The following is a 16,885-nucleotide window of genomic DNA, read 5'->3' as shown; positions in this document are numbered from 1 at the left end:
GTTGGGACATTTTCGCTTGGGGTATATAAGGACATTATCATAAATGGTTCATATTTCTATCTTCTTTTTTCCAATATCATCTTGACGGATTTTCCCGCACAGACTACAATGGACGATATAATTTTCCGTTATTTCCTATAAAGAAGGCTGATGGAGGTATTCTGCATGATAAAATTAATTTGTTCTGATGTGGACGGTACCTTGGTTCCGGACGGAGGCCATGAGCTGAATCCGGAGTATTTTATGCAAATCCGCCGGCTGAAAAAGGCAGGTATTTTATTTGCCGCTGTTTCCGGCCGTTCTTATTCCAGTTTGAAAAAGCTGTTTGCTCCTGTAATTGACGATATTTTGTTCATCTGCGACAATGGTGCCCGTACGATTTATCGCGGGAATCTGCTCTCCTGCTGCACCATACGCCGGGATTTGGCTCTGGATATAGTACGTGAAATAGAAGAACTGCCGGGCTGTACTACTTACATTTCTGCCATGAAAGATGGTTATGTAAAAGAAGGGGCTGATGAGCTTTATCAATGGCTGACAGAGGGGTATGAGCTGGATATCATTAAACTGAAGCGGATGCCTGAGGATCTGCCCGCCAACGACGGTATACTCAGCGTGGAAATGTATCATCCCACGGATGCAGAGGGCATCGCCCATCAGGGATTGTATCAGAAATGGCATGGACATCGGGAACTGCAGCTGGTGTGTGCCGGAAAGCAGTGGATGAATTTTACCCCCATCAACGCGGATAAAGGGATTGCGCTTTCCGAATTTCAGAACCGGTACGGGATAACTCCCGGGGAAACCATGGCCTTTGGAGATAACTTAAATGACGCCAGTATGTTGCTGCGTGCGGATCTAAGTTATGCTATCGGCAATGCCCGAAAAGAAATCAAAAGCATGACACGATTCGTAGCGGATACGAACCTTAACGATGGCGTGCTGCAGATACTGCGCAGAGTAAAAGCAAACTCTCATTAGTACTCCATCCAGTCAGCAGCATTTCTGGCTGGATGAAGTATTAGAGACAGGAAGATAAACTTTTTATATCGTATCTAAGGGCTGCTGGTAAAACAGAGTCTTTTACCAGCATGAACAAAAGTTCCTGTTATCCGGCTTTCTCTGACGTATCAAACCAAATAACGTTTATTTTTATTCAGATATAAAATTCCCTCTTTTCAAATAGTAAACCTTATGTTATACTTTAACACATGCAGATATAGTTCATCGGTAGAACGCTAGCTTCCCAAGCTGGAGAGACGGGTTCGATTCCCGCTATCTGCTTTTTAGTCTGAAGTTTCAGTTTTAAGAACTTCAGACTATTTTTTTGTTCCAGCCCCTATAATCATGACATTTCGGTTGTCCTTCATCTTCCCCACTTAATCTTCTACATATATTCTATTTTCTCTTACGAGTATTTTCATAAACTCAGACCTTTTATTCCCTATGAGTATACCAAACCATCCCAAAATCTTAAGAAAATATTTCCTATGATTAATGAATCCCATCATATATAATATAATTGAGGTGAAGTCAATGGCAGATATTTTGGACTTTTTATTTGCAATCGTTGAGTTATGTTATGATCTCCGGGAAAGCTATGTAAAATATGTAAAAAGGAAAAAACGGAAAAAGGAATAATTCCTTCACACTTAAACCGCACCATCCGGAAATATCCTTATCCACAAATCATTCCTCTGAAGGCGTCCATTCAACAGCACGCCTCCGGTATCGTGCACAGAAAAATCTTTTACCCAGGATAAAACTCCTGAAACAGCTCTTATAATCCGGAATATCTTCCCTTTTCGGCCCCCTGAACTCGAAGGTTGTCCTATTACATTTCTCATATCCCACTCCGTCTATTTCATAGTCCTTACGGAATTTACAGTTATCCCCTCTGCAATGCTTGCAGTTCCCATCATCTCCTGTAAAAACAGTTTTTATATACGAAGGCAAGCCGCTGATATAGGCCGCATGCTTCGATACCTTGTTAAAAAACAGCCGCAGCACGATACCATCCTCTTTCATATAAATACGGGCTGTCACATTTTTGGATTTGACGTTCGTCTTCCTGAAGATAAGCATATACCTTCCCCAACAGAAGCCGCTGCCGATTTCGCCGCCGTATGTATAACCCAGTTCTTCCAGTTTTTTTGTAAAATCTATGATAAAAAGCTTGTCTTTCTCTTTCAGAAAATCAAATTGTTTTTCCACCATCTGAACTTCTATCATTCAAATTTCTCCTTCTGAGTAACCGCCATTAACCGATCAAGCTGCAGGTTTTCCAAATCCTCCGGAACAGTTACCCGGGCCTCATAGTCATGAAAGCCTGTTTCGTCTGCCGGATTCGGATGGTTAAAGCCGAAAAGTCTTAAATCCGGTTTCTTTATATGCAGCCTGCTTTCCCTGACAAAACGGTCAAGCAGGAAATTGGCATGCATTTCCGGTTCCACACCGATATGACGGGCGGCGGCCACTACCGCAGGAGGGAGCCAGCTAATCCGCACATCATTGATCCGGGAAAGGTTTTCGTCCGCTTTCTGCAGATTTCCCAAAGTCTGTTCCCGCTAAATGGTGTTTTCCACAAGTCCCAGCACTTCTATATCCGCAAGCAGAATATCGTCTGACGGCATTATGCTTTCCAGCGAAATCGCCGTTGTTTTGCCCAATTCCTCCAGTAATCGCCTGAGTATATCCCTGACAGTGGAAAGAGCGGTAATTTCTTCATCCGGCTCCCTGATATTCTGCCGAAAAACTCAATAGCGGCTAGGGCATCTGTATTTTCCAGTATTAACTTTATCTGCCGCACCGGTATTTGTAGTTTCCGCAAAAGCAGGATCTTCAGCATCCGGGCAGAGATTCCCAGGTTTTGGAGACATGGCTTACGGTCATTCTCTCCATATTGTACCTCCTTGTATAATCACTACTATAAACTACGATACGGTGTCAAAGTCAAGTGGAAAGAATTTCTGATAATTATATGACATACTGTTGTCAAGTTTAATATGTTACACTGTTTTCTGTCAAAGGGAATATCCTAATCCGGAATGTCTTTATCTATTATACATAGGTTCCGTCCCTGTCAAACAGATATACCATCTGAAAAACAGATACTGTTTTGCCGGCAAGTATTCTCGCTGAAAAAACAGCCAGTGAAAGGAAAAAACGGGATGACTCATGAAGAAAAAATGAATTTGCTTATAGACGGCAAATATCCGCTATCCGCCAAATATGATCCGGAATGGATATTCGAAAATAAAATGGGCTGCCAATGTCTGTGGCTGGCGGAGTCTTTGTCACAGATAATGATATTAAAGCCGGGTATGCGGGTGCTTGACATGGGCTGCGGAAATGCTCTCACATCCATTTTTCTTGCCAAAGAATTCGGGGTTACCGTATTTGCAAACGATTTATGGGTCAGTCCATCCGAGAACTGGGACCGTATTTGCAGTGCAGGCATGGAAAATCTGGTGATTCCCCTTCATGGGGAGGCTCATGCTTTGCCGTATGCCGATAATTTCTTTGATGCAGTTGTCTGTATTAATTCGTTTCAGTTTTATGGGACAGCCGATAACTATTTAAGTGATTACATGGCCCGTTTACTTCGTCCGGACGGGCAGTTTGGTCTTGTGACCTGGGGCCCCGACAAAGAATTTTCGGGGCAAGTCCCTCCTGAACTTGCAGAAAAATGGTGGCCTGATTTCTACTACTTTCATTCATTGGAATGGTGGAAATGGCATTTTGTAAAAACAAAGCTTTTTTCCATTGAAGCTGGTCATGATTTGCAGGGAGACGGTGTGCGTGTTACACGACAATGGGCTAAGATTATGGAAAAAGACGATAACACCCATAACAATGAGATTATGCGCTGGAACAGAATGGTAGCAAAGCGCAATCATTCCCGGGCTGACGATTACAGGATTTAAAGATTATACCAGCCATATCACGGTTCTTTCTTAGTCTTTATGAAAAGGTCCTGCATATAATAAAAACAACTATTATTTCAGGAAAAAATATGCAGACCTATTGTAAAATGACCCTGGAACATACCATGTACTATGAAGATATTGCGGTTCTCACTTACACTATTAACTATCCATGCTTTACCTCATCCTGCTGTCCGGTTCAGAATATTAACAATTTTTATTACAAGGAAGCAAAAGACAGGGAGGATTACTGCCGCACCATTTTATACCGACAGGCTCTGGAAGATGCCAAAGCCACGCAGGAGCGGCCTTTTAACAGCTATGAATTCGTTTCCGCATTCACCATAACCTACAATACAAAATGCATGGTAAGCTTGTACATGGATTCTTATACCTACACCGGCGGAGCCCATGGGAATACCATACGAACCTCTAATACCTGGAATTTAAGGAACGGCATATTCATACAGCTTGGTGACGTATATCCTCTTACCCCGGATTCCTTGTGCAGGCTGCGGCAAAGCATCGAACAGCAAATAGCAGAAAGGCTGCAGGAAAATCCCGGAACTTATTTTGATGAGTTTCCATTTTTAACAAACGAAAATTTATGTCTGGATAATTTCTATCTCGAACCATGTAACGGCATCCTTTATTATCAGCAATACGAAATCGCTCCGTATTCCACCGGAATACCCACATTCTGCTTCCCGGTATGGAATATCTTTTAAATGCCTTCCGAATGACGGTACCTGTATTATATTTCCTTTCCTCCCCCTAATCCATGTTGGCGGCGAAAGCCGCCTTTCTCTATAGAAGGGGTGACCTTTCCCCCGCATACATGAGTGTCAGCCTGTGCATGGCCCTGGTACAGGCTATATAAAGAAGTCCTCTGTCCTTCTCCGTCCGGTAGGTTTCCCGATCCACATCGGGAAGGATTACCTCGTCAAATTCCAGTCCTTTTGCCATCTGAATAGAAGTCACGGACACACCTCCGGTAAACGAGGTGCTGTCCGGTGCAATCCGGTGCAGTTTACAGACACCTGCAAGAAGTGCCTCCATAGTTTCCGTATCCTCATTGGTTTTCATAATAATTCCCAATGAACGATTGGGGCCGGCTTCAAACCGGCGTACAGCCTCCGTAAGCAATTTCTTTTCCTCCTCTTTATCCGTACAAAAAACCACTCCCGGCTCCTCTCCATGTCTTTCCACAGGCTCCAGAAAGTCATTCGGGCAGATGCGTTTGGCAAACCGGATGATTTCCCAGGTGGAACGGTAGCTTTTATTCAGCATTACAAACTCCGCGTCTTTATAAATCGTCCGGATATCCTTCAGCGTATGAAGATGATTGGGATTGATGAATTGCCCAAAATCCCCCAGAATGGTTTTGGGACAGCGGAACATCTCGTTCAGCACCGCAAACTGTACCGGTGTATAGTCCTGCATTTCATCGATAACCAGATGCCTGGTAATCCCGTTCTCCCGAAAGCCCTCCAAAGCGCTGTAGAGGTACAGGAACGGATAGACATCCTCCCATTCCAGGGTTTTAGGTGCCGGCATGTCAAAGAGATTGGGAATCCCCATTTTACGGTAAAAATCCTTATAAAGGCTCAGGGGATCCTTTATGGCAAGCATGGCTTCCAGACCTTTTTGAATCTGCTTTACACGCGGAATTGTTTCCTCTCTTATGTTCTCTGTCAGGAATTTTTCCCGGATATCTTCCGCAGCCAGCTCCAGTCGGCGTCTGACTGGCTGTCCTTTATAAGCATGGAACCGGAGGTGTATCCATTCTTTTGATGCGAGTAAGGAGCCGCAGCGGTAATCTTCAGGGGAAAAAACCGCGAAAGGCAGCTGTTTTTTATACTCTTCCAACAGCCGGAGGTATTTCATGGTGGATTTGAAGCGGATCCGCTCCGCCAGGTCTGGTTCCGTTTCCTTAAGGGGATCCCTTTCCGGCAGAAAAACGATAACCTTTTCCAGCTGTTCCCGGGCAATTTCCGGCAGACTTGTTCCGGATACCGGTTCTTCGCCAAGTTCCGGTATGACGTTGGATATGTAATCGCCAAAGACTTTGTTAGGAGAAAGAATGGTTACGTTCCGGGAGCCTAGTCGGTTCTGGAACCGGTAGAGAAGGTAGGCAATCCGATGCAGTGCGATAGATGTTTTTCCGGATCCTGCCACCCCCTGGATAATGAGTGTTTCCGCTTTTTCGTTACGGATTATCCGGTTCTGTTCTTTCTGGATAGTAGAAATGATGGATTTCATTTTTTCGTCCGAAGCGTGGCTCAGTTCCTTTAACAGTACCTCATCCCGGACATTGCCGGAGCTTTCCAACGCGTACTCCATAACCCCCGCCGTTATTTTGAACTGTCTTTTCCGGGTAAGTTCGCCGGATATAAGGCCGGCCGGCGCTTCAAAGGCTGCCGGACCGTTTTCGTAATCATAGAACAGGCCGGCGACAGGAGCCCTCCAGTCAAAAATCAACGGCTTCATTTCATGCCGGAATGCATAGCGTCCGATATAAAAGATTTCTTCCCTGCTGCTGCCTTCTTCCCGGAAATCAACCCGGGCAAAGTATGGGGATTCCTTCAGGCGGGCCAGCCTTTCCTTTCCCTCTGCGGCGAAAGCGCCGTTTCTGTCTGTCTGTTTCAGCAGCAGTTCATTTTGGAACATTTCATGCGGATCGATTTCTCCCCGGTTATCCGCCATATACCGTTTTGCCTCCCGATACTCCTGTTCCAGCCGTCCGACGGACTCCTCCGATTTCTGCAGCGCTTCCTCCAGAATGGCACTGACGCGTTCCAGATGGCTGATTTCATCCGGGAAGGGGATGTTATTGGCTTCCATCGCCGCCCTCCTCTCTGTGCAGGACAAACCGTTGTGTGGGATAACCGAATTCCACCAGCAGCTCCGCTTCCGCAAATCCCAGTCCCTTGACTGCCCTTCGGTGTCCGGTATCCGCCCTGTCGCCCTCCCGATAAGTGGTAATACTGATATCCTTTCCCCTGAGAAGCTCTCCCATTACCTTTTCCAGAAATGCTTTGGGTATTCCCATTTTCCGGTATAAGGGGTGGCAGCCCATAAAATCAATGCTACCGTTTTCACTGGAAAAAAGCAGAATCCCCACAGCCATAGTCCCGTCCTTTAAGATAAGAGCCTGTTTGGTACGGATCTTCTCCCTGAGCACCCGGATATATTCTTCTTCCTCCAGGCAGGGAAACCCATCGATGACCAGCCGCACCAGCTCCATCCAGCAGGGAATATCCTCCGGTACGGCAAAGGTAATATCCCATTGCTGTTTCTGTGTTTGTTCCAGCATTTTAAAACTCCCTTCTAAAGAAAACCGCAGCTGAAGCGGATAAAACCGTTCCTTTTCCCGGTATCTGCCAGGCGATATCTTATACATTGCCGTAAAGCCTGAGGTAAAGGCCTGCTGGCTTTCATAGCCTGCCGTGAGCGCGATCTCCAGAATAGGCTTGTCGGAAAAGACAAGCAGCTTTGCCGCCTCCGTCAGTCTCCGGCGCTGGATATAATCGTGGACGGTCAGCCCTATGGTATCGGCAAACATACGATGCAGGTGGTATTTGGAATAATGGACTGCTTCCGCTATTCTGTCCAGATCCAGCTTTTCGGTAAGATGTGCTTCCACATAATCAATTACCGCCGCAATATTTCCTATGCTGTTGCTTGGCATATGCATTTCCTCCCTTCGAACCCTTATTATACCCAATCCCATGAACTGTCTTTTCATCATTCTTGCGGTTTTCCTGTTTTCAGACAGAAAAATGTAAATGAAAAAGGCCGTCTGAACTGTTGCCACTGATCACGGCCAAATTTATAAAACAAAATCATTTCCTTGACAAAAATTCGAACTCATAGTACGATAATTAAAATATTAGTTTGATTTGAATCGAGGATCCACTATGACAGGAAGAAAAAAAGAAGCCCTCACCCAATTCCATAAAAAAAACATCCTGGATACAGCAGAAAAGCTTTTTTCCGAAAAAGGAATCCGCCAGACTACCATGGACGATATCGCCAAAGCAGCGGACTACAGCAAGTCCACCATTTACGTATATTTCCAAAGCAAGGACGAAATCTATAATCATATCATCTATGGCCATATGTGCCGTCTGAAGGACGCGCTTGCGGAATGCATCAGGGAGGCTCCGGATCTGGAACATCGTTATTTTCTTATTTGTGAAAAGCTGTCCCGCTTTTACGAGCAGTACCCTCTTTATTTTTCCAGTATCCTCGGGAATATCCCGGTAGATGACCAGGCCCTTGCCGGCAGTGAGATTCTGCGCCTCCTATATGACGTGGGGGAAGATATCAATGACTGCATCCTGGAATTGTTCCGGCAGGGGATCCGGGAAGGCAGCCTGCCCTCATCCATTCCTGTCCTCCCTTCTGCTTTTACCCTATGGGCCTCTCTCGGCAGCCTGATCCCCATGGCCTATGAAAAGGAATGTTATCTGATAAAAAGATTGAATATGGATAAAACGGAATTCCTTCAGCATGGCTTCCGTATGCTGCTGCGTTCCTTAAAGGAGGACTGTTAACATGGGGATTTTATCCGGGTTTTTATGCCTGCTTTGTTTTTGCCTGCTGACGGTCAAAGCCGTAACCAGGAAGTTCGGTTTTCCACAGGCCGATGCTTTCCTGATGAAGCTGCATAAGCCTTTATCCGCCGCTTTGCTTATCCTCTTGCCCGTCCATCTTTTCTTCACTCTCCCGCTGGTAAAAACGCGGCATTTTTCCGTATATCTTGCCGGTGCAGCTGTTTTGCTTTCCTTCGTCCTGCTGATAACCCTTTGCCACATCTGTAAGGATAAGCGGCGCCGGCTTACCTGGCATCGTTTTTTTACCTGTCTCATGTTGTCGGGTATTGTTTTTCATATCGCAGCTTATTACATGGATTACGCAGCTTATCGGGCCGCTGTTGCGGATATTCATCTGTCGGGCATCGATTTTTCCCACATATCGGACGGAACCTATACGGGTGCATACGATGCTGGCTATATTTATGCCGAGGTACAAGTCACGCTGACTGATGGGAGCATTTCCGGCATCACGCTGCTTTCCCATGAAAACGAACGGGGTACGGCTGCAGAAGAGGTGCTCGCCGTTATTACCGATACCCAAAACCTGCCGGTGGATGCCGTCACCGGTGCAACCTGCTCCAGCCTGGTACTCCAGAAGGCTGTCGAAAACGCATTGACAGGAGGAATATCCCATGAATAAATGTATGATTTTCTACGTATCCCAGCACCATCACAATACGGAAAGGCTGCTGAAGCAGGCCATAGACAAAGAATCCGGGGTGGAACTGGTTCCCCTTTCCCATGCCGCCTGCCCCGCCCCGGATCTTTCAGACACCGCCTGTTCTTCTCTTTCTCGTTCGGCTGCCTTTCCAACGGCTCCTCTCCTGCCTTCTCCGGCCTCTTGTCCGCTCATCGGCCTTGCCTCAGGCATTTATATGGGGAAACCGCATACCGCCCTGCTTTCCTTTCTGGAGCAGCACCGGAAGGAGCTGGCCGGACGAAAGGTTTTCCTCCTTCTTACCAGCGGATCCGGAATGAAAAAATACGCCGCAGACTTTTCTTCTCTTACAGAAAGTTATGGCTGCCGCGTACAGGGCTGCTTTCAGTGCAAAGGCTACGATACCTATGGTCCATGGAAGCTTATCGGCGGAATTGCCAAAGGCCGCCCCGACGCATCCGATATTTCCCGGGCCCGCGCCTTTATCCAGGAACAGCTCCGCGGCCTGCCCTCCGAAGGATCCCAATAACGCAATAACGGACGATGGCAAAGCATGGATCAAAACAAGCCTTTCGGGCAGCGGCTTTTGTCCGAAAGGCTTATCTGTATGCTTTTTTACAAGTCTCCACAAAAAAGGCCGCCGGATACCGAACGCCTTTGCCGCCTGCAGCGAAAGGCAATTTCCTAAAAAACAAGAACTATCCGGCCCCGCATTCCCTTTAGCAGGGCCGTCATGGCCGGGCTTGCCGTTCCTTTGTAAGAATGGCTTCCAGCAGGATTTCCGCCGCCAGCGCGGAGCCTTCCGGAGAAGCATGCTGTCCGTCCGAAGCATACATTTGCACGTCCGGATGAGCATGGATGTACTTCCACCATTCTTCCCCTACCGGCGCCAGAACAGCACCTGTCTCCTCCGCCATTCTCCGATAGGCGTCCGTCATCTGCTGCTGTCCGGCTTCGTTTTCTTTTTCCGCCCATGTCATATAGGCCACAGGCGTACTCCCTGCCTCCCGGATCCATTTGCAGATTTCCTTTGCCGCTTCCGTCATCACCTCTTCCGGCCCGAAGGGATGGGCATGCTCCTGAAGAACCACATAATCATAATTGCCGTAAAGTATGTTAAACCGCACCTCCGGTTCCTTCTGATGCTGGTGAAGGAACCAGCCGCCGTGGGCGATCATCGTAACCTCACAGGGGATTCCCTTATCTTTTGCCATGCCTGCAAAAAGTTCCGGCATATCATTAAAATATGTATGGCTGTTTCCAATAAATAATACCTTCATTTCTCCTGTCCTTTCCTTATCGTGGATTTTCATTCCAAAAGACACCGTCCCCGCTTACGGCGTATTTTCACCCGTTTCCGGATAACAAAAAGACCTGCATTTTCATGCAGATCCTTGCGTCGGAGTGACAAGACTTGAACTTGCGGCCTCTACTTCCCTAAAGTAGCGCTCTACCACCTGAGCCACACCCCGATATTATGCCAAATCAACCATATAACCGATTATCCGGCTTCTCAAAACTCTTCTGATAACCGTTAAAAACCATTATCAAATTACAGTTATCATCATTTGAACCCACCGGAAATTCATGGCGGACATCCAACCGACGAATGTTAGTATACAAAATAATACCAGATCTGTCAATATGTTTTTTCATATTTTGCAAAAATTTTTGTTCTTCTGGTAACAGTTCAGACGACCCTTTGTGCCCTGCGGCATCCCCTCCTTCCCCCGCATTTACCGGTGTACGCGCCGGATTCAATATCCGGCACGCATCACCACCCGTCTGGAAAAATGACGGCAAATCCCTTATTTCTTCTTTAATTTCCCCATAACAGCGATGCTTCCGATCGCACCTGTCAGCACACCAAGCCCTATGGATGCCCGTACCAGGCTGGGCAGCACCTGTCCGGCAGGGAGAAGCTGCACAGGGGCACCGAACAGTCCGAAATGAACCGCCGCAAACTGAATGCCATATACATAGGTGGCATAGAGAAGCGCGATAGGGATGCACATTCCTGCGATTCCCAATACCAGCCCTTCCACTATAAAGGGGAGCCGGATAAAATCCTCTCTGGCGCCAATCAGCCGCATTACCCGTACCTTTTCCTTTTGGGACGCCACCGTTACCAGCAGCGTACTGCGTATCAGCAGCACCGAAAGCAGAAGCAGGACAGACAGGCATCCAATGCCGATTCCCGTGATCCGCTCCTTCAGCCGTATCAGTGCGTTCACCGCCTCGGAGGAATGGGATACGGTCCCCACTCCTTCCAGCCCCTTTACATAGGCCACGAATTCCTCCTGCCGGCTTATGTCATTGATATACACCTCGTAGCTGTCACAACCGGCCAGGGGATTATCCCCTTCAAAAATCCCCTCCAGCAGTTCTTCATCGGACAGAAAATCCGTCCGGAAGCTGTCCCATGCCTCATCCTCCGAAATATAGATGGTATTGGTAACCTCCTCCCGCCCCCGGATAAGGGCCCCAAGCTCTTCCACTCTTTCTTCCGTAACCCCCTCCTGAAAAAAGACGGAAACCGCCACATCCCTTTCCACATTCCGTACGGCGCTGTTTATGTTCACCATGGCAATGTAAAATATTCCGAACAAAAAAATGGAGGAGGACATAGCCATTACAGCCGCCGCTGCATAGACCTTATTGTTCCATATGTTTTTAAATCCCAGACGGATCAGATAAATGAAATTCCTAAAGCTCATACAGAAATCCCCCTCTGTCACTGTCCTTGATGATTTTTCCGTTTTTCAGTGTGACTTCCCTTTTTTTCATGGAACGCACCAAATCCCGGTTATGGGATACCACCAGCACCGTAGTCCCGGTTTCGTTGATTGTTTTCAGAAGCCGCATGATATCCTCCCCGTTTTCCTGATCCAGATTTCCCGTAGGTTCATCCGCCAGCAGAAGGACCGGTTTATTCACAATAGCCCGGGCCAGCGCGGCCCGCTGCTTTTCTCCGCCGGACAGTTGTTTCGGGTAATACCGTTCCTTACTTTCCAGCCCTACCTGGGAAAGCACGTTCCGTACACGGCTCCGAATCGTATCCGGGCGGATTTCCAGCACTCTTTGTGCAAAAGCCACATTCTCATATACCGTAAAATCGGGGAAAAGGCGGAAGTCCTGGAATACCATCCCAATCATCCGGCGGTAACGGTATACCTGGCGTTCCTTCAGCTGTCCCAAATCAATCCCGTTTACCCGCACCGTGCCCCGGGTAGGTTCCTCTTCCTTCAGCAAAAGCTCCAGCAGGCTGGTTTTTCCCGCACCGCTGCTCCCGGAGAGAAATAAGAATTCCCCTTTCCGGATATCCAGATTTATATTATCAAGAGCCTTCTGCCCGTTGGGATAAACCTTGCTTACCCCGCTCAATACCACCATACTGCTGTCCACCGGTTATTTCTCCTTTTTCAGCTTGTAAACAAACGCCAGTACACCCGCCACCGCCTGGTAAAATTCACTCGGAATCTCCATATCAATTTCCGCCGCATCATACAGCCCTCGTGCCAGAGGCCGGTTTTCCATAATATAGACGTCATTGGCTTCCCCAATTTCCACGATTTTCAAAGCCACCCGGTCCGCCCCCTTGGCAAGCACCACCGGCGCCTTATTACGTTGGGGATCGTAGCCCAGGGCCACGGCAAAATGGGTGGGATTCCGGATGATCACATCGGCCTTCGGCACATTCTGCATCATGCGTCTGGAAGACATCTGCCTCTGTTTCTCCCGGATTTTCCCTTTGATCTGGGGATCCCCCTCCGTCTGCTTGTATTCTTCTTTGATCTCCTGCTTGCTCATGCGCAGATTCTTCTCGTATTCCCACCACTGGTACAAATAATCAAATGCCGCCAGGAACAGAAATGCGATACCCACCGTATTCACCAGGGATAGCACCGTATCTCCCGCAAAAGCGATCGCGTCCATCACCGTACCGTCCATCAGCCGGACAAATTCATGCATCCGGCTGCTTAAAAAGGAATATATCATCCAGCCAAGTACAGTAATTTTTATCAGCGCTTTCAGCAGCTCCACAAGGGAACGCACGCTGAACAGACGCTTAAAGCCCTGAAGAGGGCTGATCCGGTTTGCTTTGAATTTAATGGTTTCCATGGAAAAGGCCATTCTGGTCTGCAGAGCCGCCACCGCCACTGCCGTCACACAGGCCACAAGCAGAAGCGGCAGAGCGGCCTGCGCAAACAGAAGCATTGCCTGCAGCAGCTTTTCCTGCAGGTTATCCCCATTAACCGGATATTCGCTCTGTGCATAGCCGAAAAAAAGAAGCACACCCTGATGCATGCATTCATACATAAAGGAAGCAAATAGTTTTAACCCGTTGAAAACAGCCAGCAGGGTTGCCACAGCCGCCACATCACTGCTCTGGAATACATTTCCCTTCTTCCGTTCCTCCTGCTTTCGTTTCGGTGTGGCTTTTTCGGTCTTTTCATCCGCTGCCACCGCTCACCACCTGCCTTTCCCGTTACGCCCTGCGCGGACTCTGTGTCACAATTGCAGAAGCAGCTTCTGCACATCCTCAAACAACGTCCCTATGTACCGGTCGATAAACTGTCCCATCGGTACCGCAAACAGCATCATAAGTATGATTCCCGCAATGATTTTCACCTGCAGGTTAATAACAAAAATATGAATCTGGGGTATCAGCTTCATAAGCACCCCCATAGCCGCCTCCAGAACGAATTCTGCTGCCGCAAAGGGAAGCGTAAGCCGGATGGCGAGCACAAATACCGAATGAAAGAGCGCCAATACAAAAGGACCTGTTTTCCCCATAGACAAAGAGGCGGCCCCCGCAGGAACAAGCTCGAAGGAATAAGCAAACAGCTTAATCATCAGGCGGTGGCTTCCCGTAGCCAGAAAATACAGGAAGAAAAACACGTTCAGAAACTGTCCCAGCACCGATACCTGTACCCCTCCGCCGGGATCCATCACCTTTCCCATTGCAAGGCCGAATACCGTATCCAGCATATCCCCTGCTGCAAAAATCATGAAAAAGAAAATCTGGAATACAAATCCTATCACCAGTCCCAGCAGGATTTCGCGCACCAGCCCCTCCGCCATATCGAAGCCGGAGTAGGAGGAAACCGCGCCTGCATCCAATACAGGAACAAGCAAAAGAGTCAGCGCCAGCACAAGGCCGGCCCTGATACGCACAGGAACATTCTTCCTTCCGAATACCGGGCTGGGAAAAATCATTGCTCCGAGCCTGGCAAACACCAGAAGGAATAAATTAAGAGAAGTCACAATCTCCGTCAGCATAGAGAAACCACCTAAAGGGAAGCCATTATTCCAAAAAGCTTCTGCACGAACCCGTCAAATAGATTGAGCATCCAGGAACCCGTCGCCAGCAGCACCACAGCAATGACAATGAGCTTTGGCACAAAGGTCAGCGTCTGTTCATGTATCTGCGTGGCTGCCTGGAATACCGCTACAATCAGCCCTACGATAATACTCAGGATCAGAAGAGGCCCGGCCATCTCAAATGCCACAAGCATAGCCTCCTTCATCACTTCCATAACCTGTTCTGTCGTCATTTGACGCCTCCTTAACGAAATCCCTGAACCAACGTTTTAATTACCAGATCCCAGCCGTCCACCAACACAAAAAGCATAATTTTGAAAGGCAGCGCTATCATGGTAGGGGGAAGCATAACCATTCCCATGGACATCAGTGTGCTGGACACCACCAAATCCACAATAAGAAAAGGAATAAATAGCAGAAAGCCCATAGTAAAGGCTTTGTTAAGCTCGCTTAAAATAAAAGAGGGTACAATGACCGTCAGCCCCAGTTCCTTATAGCGTTCCGGCCCTTCCCCGGCCGCCCCCTCCGGCAGGGTTGTTTTGGATATATCCAGAAACAGTTCCAGGCTTTTCTTTTCCGTCTGCCTGAGCATGAACTCCTTCATGGGATCCTGTGCCAGTTCCAGCGCTTCTTCCCTGGTGATCCGTCCATCTTTATAAGGCTGGTAAGCCTGTGTATTCACCTGGGAAAAAACCGGCTGCATGATAAACAGGGTAAGGAACAGAGCCAGCCCAACCAGTATCTGATTTGGCGGCGACTGCTGGGTTCCCAGCGCACTGCGCAGAAAAGACAGGACGATGATAATCCTTGTAAAACTGGTCATCATTACCAGCAAAGATGGTACAACAGCAAGAAGCAGGAAAAGAATCAGGATATCCATCGTATCGAAGGCCCTGGTATTTCCCTGCGTATCGGATAAGGTCATGGACACCTCCGCCGCATGAACCTTTCCCCTATATAAAAATGCGGCCAGCGCCGACAGCATCCATCTTGTCCCCGCAGCCTTCCATCCGGCCCTGCGGCGCGGATGCTCCTTCTTATCCATCTGTCTATTTCCCCCGGTCATTCTTTTGTCTGTGAAAAACTCCCTGCCTATCTTCCATCTGCTTTGTCAGCATATCCAGGAAGCTTTTATCCCCTTCCCCGCCCTCTTCAGGCCGTACATAATCCTCCAGCTCGGTAATCTGCTGGATGCCGGCGGGGGAAAGTCCCAGGAGCAGCACCTTCCCCTGTACCTCCACGATCATAAGCCAGCTGTCCCTGCCTACCCCGGTCCGTTCCAGGACACGGATGCTTCTGCCAAGCTGTTTTCCTCCTGCGCTTCTGCCCACCAGCTTCGTGGTATAATAGGCCAGAAACAGCACCAGCACCAGGACGAACAGATACAGCAGCAATTTTAAAACCACCATAAATATACCCTCATCCCATCCTATTCCGATTTATTTACGATCTCGGTTATCCGTACCGCAAAATTGTCACTGCTTACCAGAACGTCACCTTTTCCTATCAGACGCTCCTTTACCACCACATCTGCCGGAGAACCTGCCTGTTTGTCCAGGATAATCAGCTGTCCCGGCTTCAGCGACAGGATATCACGCACCTTACAGATCGTTTCCCCAATCCGTACCGATACGTCAAGGCTCATCTCCCTGATACGCCCCCGCTCTTCCCCAATTGTCTCCGCCGTATCCTCAAGACTCATATAGCGGAATTCCGGGAAACTGACGCTGCGCACCGGTATGGCGGACCTGCGGCCTCCGCCTGCCGCTTTTCCGGCCTTATATTCCATGCCGAATACATTAAACAACAACATGGATGCCGCACAGTAAAGGGTGTATTCTCCCTCCCCCTCCAAGGCAATCCGATATTCCAGCATCAGAATGCTGCCTTCCTCCCACAGCCCAGGCGCTTTAACCGTACTGCCGGCGGAATCGGAAAGATAAGCCCTGCCCAGCTCCTGCCGCATATCCCTTGCCAGAAATCCTCTCAGCTCCGTTACGGAGGCCTCCAGGCACTGGGAAAGCACTTCACGGAAAGCGCTGACCGCGATCTCATCCATTGCGCCAAAAGCCGCACCGGGCAGCCCGCAGATGACGCTGATCAGACGCTGTGCCTGATCCCTGTCCATAAAATACAGCATACGCACCTCTTCTTTTTCAGAAAAAGCGCATCCTTCCACAACCATGGAAAAATGAGGAAGCCTTTCCGTCAAAGCTTCCAAAGAGACTTCCTTTATTTCCTTTAATATAACGGACGCCCCGCCCATCAACGTATTCAACGTATTCTGGGCAGGAACAGCTGCCAGCTCCAGCAGCTCCCGCATCGCATCCCTATCCGCACTAATCATCGTTCTCTCCCTGTTTTCCGGTGCGAGT

Annotated in this window: 20 protein-coding genes and 2 tRNA genes; 7 read left to right on the top strand and 15 right to left on the bottom strand. The window is 48.3% G+C overall.

What is annotated here, in order from left to right:
- Positions 1-165 precede the first annotated feature (165 nt).
- Positions 166-981, top strand: a complete 816-nt coding sequence (locus DXA36_RS26645) for an HAD family hydrolase (RefSeq protein ID WP_182479267.1) — start codon at positions 166-168, stop codon at positions 979-981.
- A gap of 232 nt (positions 982-1,213) precedes the next feature.
- A tRNA-Gly gene (locus DXA36_RS26640) sits at positions 1,214-1,284 on the top strand.
- Between the two features lie 405 nt (positions 1,285-1,689).
- On the opposite strand, the gene DXA36_RS26635 is transcribed toward DXA36_RS26640, so the two are convergent.
- Together DXA36_RS26635 and DXA36_RS26630 are read right to left on the bottom strand one after the other, a co-directional pair.
- Positions 1,690-2,232, bottom strand: a complete 543-nt coding sequence (locus DXA36_RS26635; RefSeq protein WP_118682303.1) for a hypothetical protein — start codon at positions 2,230-2,232, stop codon at positions 1,690-1,692.
- Positions 2,229-2,555 (bottom strand): effector binding domain-containing protein, encoded by a 327-nt coding sequence (locus tag DXA36_RS26630; RefSeq protein ID WP_118682302.1) that lies wholly within the window; start codon positions 2,553-2,555, stop codon positions 2,229-2,231. The genes DXA36_RS26635 and DXA36_RS26630 overlap by 4 nt, the downstream gene beginning before the upstream one ends.
- 615 nt (positions 2,556-3,170) lie before the next feature.
- On the opposite strand from DXA36_RS26630, the gene DXA36_RS26625 reads away from it, so the two are divergent.
- Positions 3,171-3,926, top strand: coding sequence for an SAM-dependent methyltransferase (locus tag DXA36_RS26625; protein WP_182479266.1), 756 nt, complete (start codon positions 3,171-3,173; stop codon positions 3,924-3,926).
- A gap of 89 nt (positions 3,927-4,015) precedes the next feature.
- Positions 4,016-4,654 (top strand): DUF3298 and DUF4163 domain-containing protein, encoded by a 639-nt coding sequence (locus tag DXA36_RS26620; RefSeq protein WP_118682300.1) that lies wholly within the window; start codon positions 4,016-4,018, stop codon positions 4,652-4,654.
- 79 nt (positions 4,655-4,733) lie between these two features.
- On the opposite strand, the gene DXA36_RS26615 is transcribed toward DXA36_RS26620, so the two are convergent.
- Together DXA36_RS26615 and DXA36_RS26610 are read right to left on the bottom strand one after the other, a co-directional pair.
- Positions 4,734-6,770 (bottom strand): HelD family protein, encoded by a 2,037-nt coding sequence (locus tag DXA36_RS26615; protein WP_118682299.1) that lies wholly within the window; start codon positions 6,768-6,770, stop codon positions 4,734-4,736.
- Positions 6,757-7,617: a helix-turn-helix transcriptional regulator gene (locus tag DXA36_RS26610; protein WP_118682298.1), complete on the bottom strand. Its 861-nt coding sequence runs from the start codon at positions 7,615-7,617 to the stop codon at positions 6,757-6,759. Before DXA36_RS26610 ends, DXA36_RS26615 begins: the two co-directional genes overlap by 14 nt.
- A 229-nt stretch (positions 7,618-7,846) precedes the next feature.
- Between DXA36_RS26610 and DXA36_RS26605 the strand changes: the two genes are divergently transcribed.
- Genes DXA36_RS26605 through DXA36_RS26595 form a run of 3 tightly spaced genes read left to right on the top strand, consistent with a single transcriptional unit; the run spans position 7,847 to position 9,714 of the window.
- Positions 7,847-8,485: a TetR/AcrR family transcriptional regulator gene (locus DXA36_RS26605; protein WP_118682297.1), complete on the top strand. Its 639-nt coding sequence runs from the start codon at positions 7,847-7,849 to the stop codon at positions 8,483-8,485.
- A 1-nt stretch (position 8,486) separates the two neighbouring features.
- A complete protein-coding gene (locus tag DXA36_RS26600) occupies positions 8,487-9,167 on the top strand; it encodes an FMN-binding protein (RefSeq protein ID WP_118682296.1) in 681 nt (226 codons plus the stop codon).
- Positions 9,160-9,714, top strand: coding sequence for a hypothetical protein (locus tag DXA36_RS26595; RefSeq protein ID WP_118682295.1), 555 nt, complete (start codon positions 9,160-9,162; stop codon positions 9,712-9,714). Before DXA36_RS26600 ends, DXA36_RS26595 begins: the two co-directional genes overlap by 8 nt.
- A 202-nt stretch (positions 9,715-9,916) precedes the next feature.
- On the opposite strand, the gene DXA36_RS26590 is transcribed toward DXA36_RS26595, so the two are convergent.
- The 11 genes from DXA36_RS26590 to DXA36_RS26540 all read right to left on the bottom strand — a co-directional run bounded on the left by DXA36_RS26590 (position 9,917) and on the right by DXA36_RS26540 (position 16,857).
- Entirely contained in the window at positions 9,917-10,465 is a 549-nt protein-coding gene (locus tag DXA36_RS26590; protein WP_147366653.1) for an SGNH/GDSL hydrolase family protein, read from the bottom strand.
- A gap of 119 nt (positions 10,466-10,584) precedes the next feature.
- A tRNA-Pro gene (locus DXA36_RS26585) sits at positions 10,585-10,657 on the bottom strand.
- A 13-nt stretch (positions 10,658-10,670) separates the two neighbouring features.
- A complete protein-coding gene (locus tag DXA36_RS26580; protein WP_118682293.1) occupies positions 10,671-10,988 on the bottom strand; it encodes a hypothetical protein in 318 nt (105 codons plus the stop codon).
- Between the two features lie 5 nt (positions 10,989-10,993).
- Entirely contained in the window at positions 10,994-11,902 is a 909-nt protein-coding gene (locus tag DXA36_RS26575) for a cell division protein FtsX (protein WP_118682292.1), read from the bottom strand.
- Positions 11,892-12,578, bottom strand: a complete 687-nt coding sequence (gene ftsE / locus DXA36_RS26570) for a cell division ATP-binding protein FtsE (protein ID WP_118682312.1) — start codon at positions 12,576-12,578, stop codon at positions 11,892-11,894. The genes DXA36_RS26575 and ftsE overlap by 11 nt, the downstream gene beginning before the upstream one ends.
- A 15-nt stretch (positions 12,579-12,593) precedes the next feature.
- On the bottom strand, positions 12,594-13,652 hold the full coding sequence (gene flhB / locus DXA36_RS26565) for a flagellar biosynthesis protein FlhB (RefSeq protein WP_118682291.1): 1,059 nt from the start codon (positions 13,650-13,652) through the stop codon (positions 12,594-12,596).
- 45 nt (positions 13,653-13,697) lie between these two features.
- Positions 13,698-14,468 (bottom strand): flagellar biosynthetic protein FliR, encoded by a 771-nt coding sequence (locus DXA36_RS26560; RefSeq protein ID WP_118682290.1) that lies wholly within the window; start codon positions 14,466-14,468, stop codon positions 13,698-13,700.
- An 11-nt stretch (positions 14,469-14,479) separates the two neighbouring features.
- On the bottom strand, positions 14,480-14,743 hold the full coding sequence (fliQ, locus tag DXA36_RS26555) for a flagellar biosynthesis protein FliQ (RefSeq protein WP_118682289.1): 264 nt from the start codon (positions 14,741-14,743) through the stop codon (positions 14,480-14,482).
- Positions 14,744-14,754: 11 nt separating this feature from the next.
- Positions 14,755-15,555 carry a flagellar type III secretion system pore protein FliP gene (gene fliP, locus DXA36_RS26550; protein ID WP_330425105.1) on the bottom strand — a complete coding sequence of 267 codons (801 nt, stop codon included), beginning with the start codon at positions 15,553-15,555 and terminating at the stop codon, positions 14,755-14,757.
- Between the two features lie 4 nt (positions 15,556-15,559).
- Entirely contained in the window at positions 15,560-15,919 is a 360-nt protein-coding gene (locus DXA36_RS26545; RefSeq protein ID WP_118682288.1) for a flagellar biosynthetic protein FliO, read from the bottom strand.
- 20 nt (positions 15,920-15,939) lie between these two features.
- Positions 15,940-16,857, bottom strand: a complete 918-nt coding sequence (locus tag DXA36_RS26540; RefSeq protein ID WP_118682287.1) for a FliM/FliN family flagellar motor switch protein — start codon at positions 16,855-16,857, stop codon at positions 15,940-15,942.
- Between the last annotated feature and the right edge of the window lie 28 nt (positions 16,858-16,885).

Source organism: Eisenbergiella sp. OF01-20 (assembly GCF_003478085.1).
GTDB lineage: Bacteria > Bacillota > Clostridia > Lachnospirales > Lachnospiraceae > Eisenbergiella.
This window is presented reverse-complemented; position numbering and strand designations above follow the sequence as displayed.